The 13784-nt window shown below is 59.0% G+C and carries 13 protein-coding genes; 3 read left to right on the top strand and 10 right to left on the bottom strand.

Translation table 11 applies throughout. The features are described 5' to 3' along the window. The 3 genes from truB to ACKWJN_RS05525 all read left to right on the top strand — a co-directional run. The coding region (gene truB / locus ACKWJN_RS05535; RefSeq protein ID WP_408595274.1) for a tRNA pseudouridine(55) synthase TruB at nt 1-920 on the top strand (920 nt) is incomplete at its 5' end. 16 nt (nt 921-936) lie between these two features. Next, a complete protein-coding gene (gene typA / locus ACKWJN_RS05530) occupies nt 937-2757 on the top strand; it encodes a translational GTPase TypA (protein ID WP_408595272.1) in 1821 nt (606 codons plus the stop codon). Between the two features lie 95 nt (nt 2758-2852). Then, nucleotides 2853-3995, top strand: coding sequence for an enoyl-CoA hydratase/isomerase family protein (locus ACKWJN_RS05525; RefSeq protein WP_408595270.1), 1143 nt, complete (start codon nt 2853-2855; stop codon nt 3993-3995). Between the two features lie 25 nt (nt 3996-4020). On the opposite strand, the gene ACKWJN_RS05520 is transcribed toward ACKWJN_RS05525, so the two are convergent. The 10 genes from ACKWJN_RS05520 to ACKWJN_RS05475 are packed head-to-tail and all read right to left on the bottom strand — an operon-like array spanning nt 4021 to nt 13769. Next, a complete protein-coding gene (locus ACKWJN_RS05520; protein WP_408595268.1) occupies nt 4021-4947 on the bottom strand; it encodes a CoA transferase in 927 nt (308 codons plus the stop codon). A 22-nt stretch (nt 4948-4969) separates the two neighbouring features. Next, complete coding sequence (locus tag ACKWJN_RS05515; protein ID WP_408595266.1) at nt 4970-5770, bottom strand: substrate-binding domain-containing protein; 801 nt, start codon at nt 5768-5770, stop codon at nt 4970-4972. Between the two features lie 27 nt (nt 5771-5797). Next, the gene (locus ACKWJN_RS05510; RefSeq protein ID WP_408595264.1) at nt 5798-6772 is read right to left on the bottom strand and encodes a Bug family tripartite tricarboxylate transporter substrate binding protein; all 975 of its coding nucleotides are present in this window, start codon (nt 6770-6772) and stop codon (nt 5798-5800) included. A 34-nt stretch (nt 6773-6806) separates the two neighbouring features. Beyond that, on the bottom strand, nt 6807-7979 hold the full coding sequence (gene tcuB, locus ACKWJN_RS05505) for a tricarballylate utilization 4Fe-4S protein TcuB (protein ID WP_408595262.1): 1173 nt from the start codon (nt 7977-7979) through the stop codon (nt 6807-6809). Beyond that, a complete protein-coding gene (tcuA, locus tag ACKWJN_RS05500; RefSeq protein WP_408595260.1) occupies nt 7966-9381 on the bottom strand; it encodes an FAD-dependent tricarballylate dehydrogenase TcuA in 1416 nt (471 codons plus the stop codon). The genes tcuB and tcuA overlap by 14 nt, the downstream gene beginning before the upstream one ends. A gap of 9 nt (nt 9382-9390) precedes the next feature. Next, nucleotides 9391-10257, bottom strand: a complete 867-nt coding sequence (locus ACKWJN_RS05495; RefSeq protein WP_408595258.1) for an amidohydrolase family protein — start codon at nt 10255-10257, stop codon at nt 9391-9393. 5 nt (nt 10258-10262) lie between these two features. Beyond that, nucleotides 10263-11060 carry an HpcH/HpaI aldolase family protein gene (locus tag ACKWJN_RS05490; RefSeq protein WP_408595256.1) on the bottom strand — a complete coding sequence of 266 codons (798 nt, stop codon included), beginning with the start codon at nt 11058-11060 and terminating at the stop codon, nt 10263-10265. A gap of 19 nt (nt 11061-11079) precedes the next feature. Next, nucleotides 11080-12051, bottom strand: a complete 972-nt coding sequence (locus ACKWJN_RS05485; RefSeq protein WP_408595254.1) for a tripartite tricarboxylate transporter substrate binding protein — start codon at nt 12049-12051, stop codon at nt 11080-11082. A gap of 15 nt (nt 12052-12066) precedes the next feature. Continuing rightward, the gene (locus ACKWJN_RS05480) at nt 12067-12741 is read right to left on the bottom strand and encodes an aspartate/glutamate racemase family protein (protein ID WP_408595252.1); all 675 of its coding nucleotides are present in this window, start codon (nt 12739-12741) and stop codon (nt 12067-12069) included. Then, complete coding sequence (locus tag ACKWJN_RS05475; protein ID WP_408595250.1) at nt 12738-13769, bottom strand: WD40/YVTN/BNR-like repeat-containing protein; 1032 nt, start codon at nt 13767-13769, stop codon at nt 12738-12740. Before ACKWJN_RS05475 ends, ACKWJN_RS05480 begins: the two co-directional genes overlap by 4 nt. Between the last annotated feature and the right edge of the window lie 15 nt (nt 13770-13784).

Raw genomic sequence — 13784 nt, 5'->3', positions numbered from 1 at the left:
TGCACGGAGTGCTCTTGCTGGACAAACCCTTGGGGCTGTCCAGCAATCAGGCACTGCAGAAGGTGAAGTGGTTGCTGCGTGCGGAAAAAGCGGGGCACACAGGCACGTTGGACCCCTTGGCGACGGGTGTGTTGCCGATATGTTTTGGCGCTGCAACCAAGTTCAGCCAGATGCATTTGGATGCAGACAAAGCCTATGCAACCACGCTGCGCTTGGGAATAAAGACCAGCACAGCAGACGCGGAAGGCGATGTGGTGAGCGAGCGGGCCGTAAATGTGGACAGTGCTCTTCTGGAGCAAGTGGTTGCCCGGTTTGTCGGGCCGATAGCGCAAGTGCCGCCCATGCACAGTGCGCTGAAGAAGGATGGAAAAGCCTTGTACGAATATGCGCGTGCTGGCGTGGAAGTGGAGCGCGCAGCGCGCCATGTGACCATTTACGGCATTCGCATCGTGCAGGCCCGGCTTGAGGGTGAGAAGCCCGAAGTGGATCTGGTCGTGGAGTGCAGCAAAGGCACCTACATCCGCACGCTGGGTGAAGATATTGGTGAAGCGCTGGGTTGTGGTGCGCACCTGAGTGCGCTGCGGCGCATTGGCACTGGCGGATTCAAGGAGTCGCACTGTGTCACGGTGCAGGCCTTGGAGGCCATGGATGATGCGCAGCGCATGGCCTGTGTGCAGCCAACGCAGGTGTTGCTGTCAGGTCATGACGAAGTCACGCTGGACAGCGAGAATGCGGCACGGTTTTTGAGTGGCATGCGCAGGCGAGGATCCTGGCGCGATGCAGACGCGGTGGCGGTGTTCGCCGAGCAACCGCGGGCTCTACTGGGTAGCGCCCATGTGAAAGCGGGTGAATTGATTCCTTCGCGGCTCCTGAGCCCGCTGGAAGTCAGCGAATCCTTGATGCAACAGAAATTAAGTTAGTGTTTGAAAGTGAACTATGAGCAGTAAACAAATCCGTAACATCGCCATCATCGCCCACGTTGACCATGGCAAAACCACCATGGTCGACCAGTTGCTCCGCCAGTCGGGCACCTTTGCCGAGCACGAAAAAGTGGTCGACACTGTGATGGACAACAACGCCATCGAACGCGAGCGTGGCATCACGATTCTGGCCAAGAACTGCGCCGTGAGCTGGGAGGGTACCCACATCAACATTGTCGACACCCCAGGCCACGCGGACTTTGGCGGCGAAGTGGAACGTGCGCTGTCTATGGTCGACGGCGTGGTGCTGTTGATTGACGCTCAAGAGGGCCCCATGCCCCAAACTCGGTTTGTGACCAAAAAAGCCTTGGCCTTGGGTCTGCGTCCTATTTTGGTGGTCAACAAAGTGGACAAGCCCGGTGCCCGTCCTGACTTTGTGGTCAACGCTGCCTTTGACTTGTTTGACAAACTCGGTGCGACCGACGAGCAACTCGACTTCCCTGTGGTGTACGCCTCCGGTATCAACGGTTGGACGTCGATGGAGGAGGGGGCGCCGGGCGAACAGTGGGGACCGGACATGTCTGCCCTGTTCAATACCGTACTCCAGCACGTGCCGGCTCAACAGGGTGACCCAGACGCACCTCTGCAACTGCAAATTTCTGCCCTTGACTTCTCCACCTTTGTCGGACGCATCGGTGTGGGCCGCATCAGCCAAGGCACCATCAAACCCATGATGGATGTGGTGGTCATGGAAGGTCCTGAAGGCAAGGCGGTCAAAGGCCGCATCAACCAAGTGTTGACCTTTCAAGGCTTGGAGCGCGTGCAAGCCACACAAGCCGGTCCTGGCGACATTGTGTTGATCAACGGCATTGCCGACATTGGGATTGGTGTGACCCTCACCGACCCCTTGAACCCCGCGCCTTTGCCCATGCTCAAAGTGGACGAGCCCACGCTGACCATGAACTTCTGCGTCAACACAAGCCCCTTGGCCGGTCGTGAGGGCAAGTTTGTGACCAGCCGTCAAATCTGGGACCGTCTGCAAAAGGAGCTCCAACACAACGTGGCTTTGCGTGTCAAAGAAACCGACGAAGAAGGTGTGTTTGAAGTGATGGGGCGTGGCGAATTGCACCTCACCATCTTGCTGGAAAACATGCGCCGTGAAGGCTATGAGTTGGCTGTTTCTAAGCCTCGCGTGGTCTACCGCGACATCGATGGCGAGCGCCATGAGCCGATCGAGTTGGTCACCGCCGACATCGAAGAAACCCACCAAGGGGGTGTCATGCAAGCGTTGGGTGAGCGCAAGGGTGAGCTCGTCAACATGGAACCCGATGGCCGTGGTCGCGTGCGTTTGGAATACCGCATTCCTGCCCGTGGTTTGATTGGCTTTACCAACGAGTTCTTGAACTTGACCCGTGGCTCTGGCTTGATTTCCAACATCTTTGACAGCTACGAGCCCCATAAAGGTGAGATTGGCGGTCGCAAGAACGGCGTGTTGATCTCCATGGACGATGGTGAAATTTTCACCTATGCCTTGGGCAAACTCGACGACCGTGGCCGCATGTTCGTCAAGGCCAATGACCCTGTGTACGAAGGCATGATTGTGGGCATCCACAGCCGTGACAACGACTTGGTGGTCAACGCCACACGCACCAAGCAGCTCACCAACTTCCGTGTGTCAGGCAAAGAAGATGCCGTCAAGATCACGCCCCCGATCGACCTCACGCTCGAATACGGCGTCGAGTTCATTGAGGACGACGAATTGGTCGAGATCACGCCCAAGAGCGTGCGCCTGCGCAAACGCTTCTTGAAAGAGCACGAGCGCAAGCGCAACAAGTAAACACCGAAGGCTCCGGACCTCCGATCCTCAAAAAAGCCGAAGGTGTTCCTTCGGCTTTTTCACAAGCTTTCACCCCTTGAACCCCAGGAGCTTGCATGAACCGCTTCTCATCCGATGTATTGCATGAACGCGCAGGGCATGTGGGATGGATCACCCTCAATCGCCCGCAGGCCCTGAACGCCTTGTCGCTTGGCATGGTGCGTGAACTCACCCATGTGCTGACTGAGTGGCAGCATGACCCCGAGGTGTGGGTCGTGGCTGTGCGCGGCAGCAACAAACAAGGCCCATTTGGTGCTTTTTGTGCAGGTGGCGATATTCGTTATTTCCATCAAGCGGCTTTGGCAGGCGACGCATCGCTGGAAGACTTCTTCACCGAGGAATACTGCCTCAACCATTTGATTCAGAACTACCCCAAACCCTACATCGCGTTCATGGACGGCATCGTCATGGGCGGTGGCATGGGCATCAGCCAGGGCGCTGCATGGCGTGTGGTCACTGAGCGCACCCTGATGGCCATGCCTGAAACCCAAATTGGTTTGTTCCCAGACGTGGGCGGTGGTTACTTTCTAAGCCGTTGTCCAGGCCACAGCGGTGAGTACCTGGCACTTACCGGCCAAGTGTTGCACGGTGCCGATGCCTTGACTGTCGGCTTGGCCGATGTGTGCGTTCCCTCAGACGCTTTGCCTGCCTTGTGGGCCGCTTTGCGCCACCCTCACTGGATCAGTGGCGAGGCCTTGTTAGAAAGTCTGCATGCGCAAGCGGCAGACCTGCAAGGCGCGTGTACTTTACAAAACGCCCCAACGCCGAATTGGCATGACGCACAGCTCGACCGCGTGTTTGCCCTGCCCAGCGTGGGCGACATGGTGGGTGTCTTGTCACGTTTGGCGTCTGACCAAGCCGAGGGCTGGGCCGCACACACTTTGCAGGCGCTGCGACAACGCTCGCCGCTCATGCTGGCAGTCAGCCTTGAGCAAATACGCCGTGGCAGGCATTTGAGCTTGGCCGATGACTTGCGCATGGAGCGCGACTTGGTGCGCCACTGCTTTCACACCGATCACCTCCAGCGACGTGGCGCCCAAACAGAAACCGTGGAGGGCATTCGTGCCTTGGCGATTGACAAAGACCGTCACCCCCAGTGGCAACCTGCGCGCATCGAAGATGTCACGCCTGAGATGGTGGCACCGTTTTTTGCCAGCCCATGGCCTGAACAAGCGCATCCGCTTCGGCCTCTGGCATAAGCGAGGTGGCCAAACGCTGCGTTGGTCAGCGTGGCAAGCTGTGGAGTGGAATGTCTTTGCTGCGCGCCAGCCGATCCAGTTGTTGCCGTGTTTGGCTGGCAAAAAATGTGGTCAAAGCGTGGTGGGTGCTGCGTTCGTGCATCTGCTGCGCGGCCCCTTGAGGCAGGCCTGCCGCTGCGCACAGGCGGGTGGCAAAGTGAGGCTCTAAGGCCGCCACCGCCACCCGGCCGTTCTTGCAGGCATAAACACGGTAGCCCGCATGGACACCGCCCACGTCCCCGTCTGGCGTGGTCAAGCCCCAGCTGCGTGGCAGGGCCAAATAAGCCGCCGCATCGCTCAAGGCAATCTCTTGAAACACGCCGCGACCGAATAGACGCCCCGAGCGTTGGCGCATCAGCAGCGCTTGCAACACCGCCTCGGTGGTCAACAAAGAGCCGCCCATGTCGGCATACAGGCTGGCAGGCATGTCCAAGCCATTGACCAAGCCGTTCTCGGCCAAATAGGTCAAGTCGTGTCCGGGTTCTTCGGCCCGCACACCCGAAGCACCCACCACGCTGACCATGCACAGGGCGGGGTATTGGCGGTGCAGCGCCCTCCAGCCGAGTCCAAGTTTGATCAGCGCAGAGGGACGAAACGAGGTGATCAGCACATCGGTGCGTGTCAAGAGCTTGTGCAATCGGGCTTGACCACGCTCAGTTTTCAAGTCGGCTTGCACCACCAGCACGCCTTGGTGCATGGCCTCATAAGCCGCAGGTTTGTACAGCCCCATGGGGTCGGCAGTGGTCGTGTCGGCTGGGGCCAACGGTTCAAGCTTGGTGCAGTGGGCACCCATGCCGCGCAAGCGCATGAGGGCTGCAGGGCCTGGCAGATTGAGGGCCAGACTGAGAATGCGCACTCCTTTCAGAGGCGACACAGGGGCGGGTTTGGAAGAGGCGGAAGTGGGCAGCGTCATGCGCCCGATTATCTGTGGCGAATCAGCGGCTGGCAGGGTCGAGGCCGGTCTCACGGACCAGCTTGGCCACGGCGGCAGAGCTCAGAAAACGCACCAAGTGCTTGGCCGCTTCTTGTTCTTGCGAACCTTCGACCAAAGCTGACGAGAAGAAGATGGTTTGCTGCACCGCATCGGGCAAGGTGCCCACGAAGTCGAGTTCTTTGAAGTAAATCAATTCGCTCACTTGCTGAAAGCCCAGCTCGGCATCGCCGCGAGCCACCACCGCGCCGACGCGCTCGCTCATGATGCGTTTGGCGGTCACCTTCATTTGCTCAGCCACGCCCAGCTTGGGGAACAACTCAGTCGACAAATAGGTGCCACTGGCGCTGGCCGAGTAAGCGATGGATTTGGCTTCGAGCAGGGTTTTCTTCAATGCTTCGACGGTGCTGATGTCGGGCTTGGGCGTGCCTTTGCGCACGGCCACACCAATTTGCGAGCGGGCCAAGTCGACACGGCTGCCTTTGACCAATTTGCCTTCGGCCATCAGTGCTTCCAGGCCACCTTCTGACAAGATCACCAAGTCAAACTTTTCGCCACGCGCGAAGCGGCTGGGAATCGAGTCAGGCGCATTGCCCACCGACGCACCGAACGCGCTGATGACTTTGTTGCCGGACGCCTGTTCGTACATGGGCACCAATTGCTTGTAGGCCTCGGTGAATGCGCCGGAGGTGATGACGCGAATTTCTGCGGCGTGCACCAGCTGGGCTGCAAAGACAAACAGACCCAGGCCAAGCAGGCCCAAGCGGCGCGTGAATGTAGGAGCAGAGAAAGAACGGAGGTTCATGGTGTGTCTCAGTTTTATAAAGAAAATTTACTCAGCAGTGATCTTGCGTTCACGAATCACGCGACCCCAGGTGGCTGTTTCTTTGGCCATGTAGGTGGCCAGCTCATTGCGACTACCGGGCAGCGGCGTCAGGCCGTGGCTGTTGAGTTGCTCCACCACATCCGGAGATTTCAGCACTTTGACCAACTCCACGTTCCAGCGGTCCAAGATGGCCGTCGGCACTTTGGAGGAAGCAACGAACGCGTACCAATTGGTAGCGCTGAAGCCTGGATAGCCCGACTCGGCAATGGTCGGAATATTGGGCAACGAACGCAGGCGTTGTGTGCCCGTGCTGGCCAAGGGAATCAGCTTGCCGTTGTCAATGTAGGCCTGTGAGGTGGAGTAGGTCGAGAAGTAAGACGCCACACGACCACCCAACAAGTCTTGCAGGGCTGGCGCACCGCCTTTGTAGGGCACGTGGACGGTCTCGATCTTGGCCATGTCGTCGAGCAGTTCGCCGGCCAGGTGAGAAGCGGAACCTGGGCCGGTGGATGCGTAGTCCAACTTGCCAGGGTTCTTTTTGGCATAGGCAATGTACTCGGCAAAGTTTTTGATGCCTGTGCCTGCGTGGACCACCAGCACGTTGGGAAAGTTCACGCCCATGGTCAGCGGAGCCAAGTCTTTGACCGGGTCATAAGGCAACTTCACCAAGTGGGGTGCGATGGTGAGTGGGCCGACCGAGCCAAACAAAATCAAGCTGCCATCGGTGGGGCCTGTGGCCGTGTATTGGTGCGCAATGTTGCCACCAGCGCCGCCCTTGTTGTCGATGACCACCGAGGCCCCGATGTTCTCGCCGAGCTTCTTGGCAATGATGCGTGCCGCTGTGTCGGCGGCACCACCCGCAGCGAAGCCGACCACCATGGTGATCGACTTTTTGGGAGGAAAGTCTTGCGCGTTTGCCGAGAAGGCCAGCAAGCCGCTGAGCAAGCACAGACTGAGATGGCGACGTGTGGTGGTGATCATGGGAACTTTCTTGACGGTCATGTCAGCCGAGAGCTTACTCGCCGCTTAAGCCGATGGTTTTGGGTTGACGCTTTTCCACGGCATTGCGAAGCAATGCTGCAGTGCGAAACACGCCATGCGCGAATTTGCCGTAGGGCAGGGTGGCAAACAAGGCCATCACCACGCCCAGGTGAGCCGCCAGCAAGGCCGGCAAGGCCGCGCTGTCACGTGCCAACCACAGGGCCAGGCCTGTCAAGCTGGTGAAAAACAGCAAGGCGATGAAGCCATAGTCCATGGGCTTTTGTGCCGCGTCCCCGTGCATGGGGTGGCGCTGCCATTTGAGTTTGAACAAACCCACGGTGCCCAGCAACAAACTCACGCCGCCGACTGCACCCAAAACTTTGGGCAGGTTGGGCAAGTCATAGGGCGCTTGCCAACCCAGCACATAGTGGTAAAGCGTGGCCACGCTGGTGGCCGCAAAGCACAGCATGAAGCCATAGAAAGTCAGGTGGTGGGCGCGTTGACGCGACAGACTGAAAGCGTCGTCTTCGTTGTTGCAGCCTTGGCCGTGACCACCTTCTAAGTACGTCAGACGCAGCGCATCGTGTGCGGCTTCGGCGGTGGCTGGTGGTGAGAGCGCAGCCCCGCTGGTGGCGGGCGTGACCTCACGCCAGAAACGGCGCACACCCAATGTCAGGGCCAGGGCAGCAAACAAGAACACGGGGGCAAACAAGCTCACCAGCAGGTTGTGCGGGAATATTTTGTAAAAGTTGCCACCCAAGCCTTGGGCTGTCAGCGTGCCATTGAACTGCAAGGCCAGCAGCAAAAACAAGGTCAAGCCAGCTGCCAGCGCCAGCGCCAGCGTCAAGCCATTGCGCTGGTAGAGCGCGCCCAAAGCAGGTGGCCAGGCGTAGTCGGTGTAGGTTTGGCCACGCAACTGAGCCATGGACTGGGGCACATTGACGGCAAACACATGGGGTGGTGCGTATTGGCAGGCATGCAAACAGGCACCACAGTTGTGGCACAGATTGGCCAGGTAATGCACATCGGCTTTGCCAAATTCAAGGCGACGGGTCATCGCAGGAAACACCGCGCAAAACCCTTCGCAGTAGCGACAGGCATTACAGATTTGCAGCTGCCGCGCCACTTCGGTTTCGGCGGTGGACAGGGGCAGAGCACCTTGCGCCAAAGCGCGTGCTTCTTGGGTCAGGGCTTCAAGCGTTTGCATGGTTTGCCCCTTGTGTGTGGCCGAGCGCCGCGCGTGCCGCGTTGCTGCCTGCGATGCGGCCAAAGGCCGTGCCAATGGACATGCCAACACCGGCTGTGTAGCCTTTGCCCAGCACATTGCCCGACATGATCTCGCCCGCGGCAAACAAGTTCTCGCTGGGTTTGTCTTGGAAACGCACGGCTGCCGTCTCGTCGGTCTTGAGTCCTAAATAGGTGAAGGTGATGCCAGGGCGCAGCGCGTAGCCGTAGAAAGGCCCGGTGTCGATGGGGCGTGCCCAATGCGTTTTGGCAGGGGTGATGCCTTCGGTGTGGCAGTCGTCTTGCACGTTGTGGTCAAAGGTGCCGACGCGGCAGGCTTGGTTGAATTCGGTGATGGTGTGCATGAATGTGTCGACAGGCAAGCCCAGCAAGGCGGCCAGTTCGGGCAGGGTGTCGGCTTGGATGCCGTCAAACACCGGCGGCATGAAGCGGCCAATCGCTTTGCTGTCGATGATGGTGTAGCCAATTTGCCCAGGTTGCAGCGCCACCAGGCGGCCCCAGATGGCGTAGCGCTTGGGCCAAAAATCTTCGCCCTCGTCGTAGAAGCGTTTGCCTTCTTGGTTCAGCACCACACCCAGTGACACGCAGTCTAGGCGGGTGCAAATGCCGCCGTCGTATTCAGGCGCGCGCGCGTCAATGGCCACCATGTGGGCTTGGGTTTTGTCGCCAATCATGTCGGCCCCATGGGCCATCAGGTCTTTGATCATGAGGCCTTGGTTGTAGCGGGTGCCACGGACCAAAAAGTTGTCCGCCGTCCACTCGCCCCATTCGTTTTGCCCCCAGGCTTCACGCAGCCACTCCCGGTTGGATTCAAAGCCGCCGCATGCCAGTACACAGGCTTTGGCGGTGATGCGTTCTTGGCCTACATAGGCTGCCACGAAGCGACCATCTTCGATTTCGATGTGGTCGACGGGGGCGTCGTAGCGCACCTTCACGCCCAGTTTTTCGGCGCTGCGAAAGTAGGCGTTGACCAGGGCCTTGCCCCCGCCCATGAAGAAGGCGTTGGTGCGGGCCACATGCAGTGTGCCCGAGAGCGGCGGCTGAAAGTGCACGCCGTGTTGGCGCATCCAGTCGCGGCAGTTAGACGATGCGCGAATCACCAAGCGGGCAAGTTTTTCGTTGGTGATGCCACCGGTGACTTTGAGCAAGTCTTGCCAATACTCTTCTTCTGGGTAGGCCTCGACCAGCACATCTTGTGGCTCATCGTGCATGCAGCGCAAGTTGCGGGTGTGCATGGAGTTGCCGCCACGCCATTCTTTGGGAGCAGCCTCGAGCAAGGTCACACGCGCTCCTGCTTCTGCAGCCATCAGCGCTGCGCACAAGGCGGCATTGCCGCCGCCTATCACCAGTACATCGGTACTCATCCCTCGTCCTTAAAAGCGAAACAGTCGGGCTGGATTGTCTTGCAGAATTTTTTGCCGCGTCGCGGCATCGGGGGCCCAGTCTTTGAGCAAATTGAACAAGGCCACCGAACCCACTTTGTCAGCAAAAGACAAATGCGGGTAGTCGCTGCCCCAGATCACGCGGTCTGCGGCTACGCCCAAGATGGCTTGTGCCATCGGCAGTGCGTCGGCAAACGCAGGGGCTGTGGCCATGCGGTAGGTGCCGGTGAATTTGATCCAGGTTTTGCCAGGGCCGTTTTTCAGCAAGTCGAGCAACTGCACAAAGCCGTCTTGCTGTGGGCCTTGCGCGCCCAAGAACATGCCCATGTGGGCCAAGCTGTGGTCGACTTTGAGTTGTGCCAAGGTGGGCAACATTTGGTGGGTCAACCAGCCGGGCAGCAAAAAGTCAAGGTGCCAGCCCAGTTCGGCGCAGCGCGCATCCAGGCGCTGAATGCGCGGCAGCATGCGCTCCAGCAAACCTTCTTCGTAAGGGTGCACCGGCGACACGTTGATGCGCACACCTCGCACGCCTAACTCGTTCATGACAGCGAGTTCTGCGTCTGAGATGTGCTCGTCCACATCGACAATGGCGCGTCGCAGCGCAGGGTCCATGTGGCGCATGGCATCGAACATGCAGTTGTTGTCACGGCCATAGGCCGAGGGCTGCACGAACACAAAGCGTTTTATGCCTAGCACCTCGGCCAAGCCAAGGTAATCGCTCAGCTCAGCAACGGGTGGTGTGTAACGCAAGCCACCGGCGTAGCGGTAGCGTTCTGCCGGACCAAACACATGGAAATGGGCATCGCAAGCAAGGGCTGGCGACTGAAAAGCAGGGTCTGTGTCGTGGTGTGTAAGCATGCTTACTATTTTACGCAGGCCTTACGCAGTGCTTGAACGTCTTGTCGTGCGGCAGACATCAAATAAGCCACGTCATTGCCGGCAATGATGAAACGAGCACCCAGCTGAGTGAGTTGGCTTTGCAATTCCAAGTCGCCGCGAATACCACCCACGCCCAAGAATTTGTTGTGTTTGCGGCAAGCTGCCGCCGTGGTTTCGTAAGCTTGTCGGATCTTCTCGTGCTTGAGTTGTCCGGGGATGCCCAACTCGGTACACAAATCGTTGGAGCCAATCAACAGCATGTCCACGCCTTCCACGGCGGCAATGGCCTCTGCATTGGCGATGCCTTGGGGCGTTTCGAGCATGACGATCACCAGCGTGTCGTGGTTGAGGCGGCTGTTGTTTTCAGCCAGTGGAATCGCTTGGTAACCCAAGGCTGGGTTGGCGCCCATGACCGAGCGGTGACCGATGGGCGGGAATTTGCTGGCGGAGATGATGGCTTGGGCTTGCTCTGCGGTATTGACGTGCGGGATGATGATGCCCTGTGCTCCACCGTCCAGCACGCGGCTCATGTCGCTGGCCAAGTGACCGGGCACACGCACAAACGGGGTGATGCCGTGACCCATGGCGGCCACACAAATGGCGGAGGTGGTGTCGTGCGAAATGGCGCTGTGCTCCATGTCGACGTAGATGGCATCAAAGCCGCACGAAGCGGCCATCGGGCCGATGTCTGCGGTACGCGCTTGGCGCAAGCCCATGCACAACACCAGTTGGTCGGCGAGCAGGGCTTGTTTGGCTTTGTTTTGGTAGGTGGGTGTGGTCATGACAGTTTCTTCTTTCAGGTTATTCAACTTTGATGGCAGATTTGGTCACCACGCTTTTCCAGAGGCGTGATTCGTCTTGAACTTTTTTGCTGAAATCTGCGCTGCTGCGTGCCACGGCGCGCGCGCCTGTGGCGGCAAACACCTCGATCACTTTGGGTTGCTCCACAGCACGCGCCACACCTTGCTGAATGCGCGTCAGCACGGCGGACGGCAAACCAGCAGGGGCCATCAGGCCAAACCAATAGACCATCTCATAGCTGCCGTAGCCGGCTTCGGTGAAGGTGGGCACCTCGGGGATGAGTGGATGACGCTCTTTGCCCACCACAGCCAGGCCGCGCAACTTGCCACCTTTGATGTGCTGTGCGGCGGAACCTGCGCTGGACAAGCCCACATCAATGCGGCCGGCCATCAAGTCGAGCAAGGCGGCGGCGACGCCCCGGTAGGGCACATGGGTGAGTTCTGCATTGGCTTGGATGAAAAAAAGTTCAGTCGCCAAGTGCGCGGAAGAGCCTTGACCGCCTGAGCCATAGGTCAAGGTTTTCGGGCTCTTGTGGGCTTGGTCCACCAAGTCTTTCAAGGTTTTGTAAGGCGCGTCAGCTTTGACCATCAGCACCGCAGGTGCTTCGGCAATGGTGCTGATTTTGACGATGTCTTTTTCAGGGTCATACGGCAGTTTGTCGTAGAGCGCAGACGACACCGCAAATGAGTTGTCGGTGACCAGCAAGGTGTAACCATCGGGGGCTGACTTGGCCACCATGTCGGTGCCTACTGTGCTGCCTGCACCGCCTTTGGTTTCGACAATCACGGGCTGCCCCCATTGGTTGGTCAGTTCCGCGCCGAGCGTGCGTGCCGCTGTTTCGGTGAATGAGCCGGCAGCGAACGGCACGATGATGCGAATGGGTTTGCTGGGCCAGGTGTTTTGCGCCATGGCGCTGTGCATCAGCAGCAGGCCGAGGGCGACATGAAAAACGCGCAACATCAAACGGTGCATGGTGTTCCTGATGATTTAGAGGTGGAGGGTGGTGCGCAACTGTTGGGCAGTGGCCTGGATGGAAGACAACACTGGGCGACCGAATTCGGCGCTTAAGCCCTGCAAGATATCGAAGGTGGGCAGTTGCGAGCAGGCAATGAACATGGCATCGCAACCATCGGTCATGACTTGGCGTGCCATCTGCGCCACTTCGGTGGAGGTGATGCGCCCCAATGCGTCCACGTTGGGGGCGCGCAAGCTGTCAAACGCCACTACTTCAATGCCTCCATCGGCCAAAAAACGTTTGAGCTGATCATTGACTTCGTCGTGGTACGGCGTGACCAAACCAATGCGTTGGGCCCCTTGCGCTTGCAAGGCCTTCACCATGGCACTGGCCGTGGTGACCACGGGCTTGCCAATCAACTGGGTGAGTTCTGCACACAACTCGGCGTCACCTTGCGCACCGGACAAAAAACTGGCGGCGGTACAACCGTAGGCCAAAGCCTGAATGGGCTGCCCAACCAAAGTCTGTGCCAGTGCCAGCGCTTGGGCTTTGTAGGCCGGAATGGTCTCACGCGTGAGCAGACCTTGACCGCGCGGAATCTTCAGCGTTTGACAATCGGTGCCCGAAGGCAGCCAGCCCACCAACTCGGTGGCCATGGTGGTGTTGTTGATGGGAACCATCAACGCAATGTGAGGTGGGTTGTTCATACAGGTTCGACACGACGGGTGAGGGAGTGGTCTTGTTGGCGTATGCCAGGACGCAAGGGTCGCCAGTGCAGGGCCCGGATTTCGCCAAATTCCTGGGGCAAGCGCTCCCAATGCCAGCCGCCATCTTGGCTGGCGAACACCTGGCCCAAGTTGGTGCAGGCCCACAGATGCAGGGGTTGCAAGGGATGGGTGGCCACGGTCCAGACCGTGCTGTTGACGGTGCCGGGCAAGTGCACCTCTTGCCAGTGTGCGCCGTGGTCTTCGCTGATCAGCAGGCGTCCCCGGTTGCCCGGAGGGCCATTGCCGTTGGTGAGAAACACCACGCCGGTGTGATCGAGCCGGGGCACGATGGCGCGGGTGTATTGCCAGGGCGAGTCGATGGTTTGGAACTCCCAATGCAAACCGCCATCGGTGCTGCGGTGCAGACCTTGGTTGGTGGTGGCGTACATCAGGCGTTGGTGGTTGGGTTGGTCGAGGATGGCGATGCCATGCACATCCGCAGAAATCAGTCCTTGGTCGCGTGCATGCCAGGTGTCACCGTCGTCATGACTGACAAAGATGCCGCCAATTTCAACGCTCAGCCACAGCGTGTGTACATCCAAAGGGTCGAACAAAATTTGCGTGACCCGCGTGGCACCCATGTTGATGGTGGAGAACTGTTGCAAGCCTGGTACGTTGAGCGTTTGCCAGGTTTTGCCGCCGTCACGGCTGCGACAAATGCCCGCAGGGCGGCTGCCGACAAACCACAACTGAGGGTCTTGCGGGTGGATGGCTGCCACCCAAACGTCTTGCAGCGGCGACGCAATGGCGGTCCACCGCGCACTGGCTTCGTGCCATTGGAACAAACCCATGTCGGTACCAGCCAGCAGCCAGTCGGGATGCTCTGGGTGGCTGGCGAAACTCCACACACGGGCTTCGAGGTACATGCCGGAGTGGCTGTTGGGGTGCACCCAGTTCAGGCCACCGTCCTCGCTGAACCAAGCGGAGTGTCCAGCGGTGCCGACATAGACATGCGGTTGCAAATTCATACTCAGTTCAAGCCT

The sequence above is a fragment of the Limnohabitans sp. genome (genome assembly GCF_046052825.1).
Lineage (GTDB): Bacteria > Pseudomonadota > Gammaproteobacteria > Burkholderiales > Burkholderiaceae_C > Limnohabitans.
Note: the sequence above shows the minus strand (reverse complement) of the source record. Positions and strands in the feature narration are given on the sequence as shown.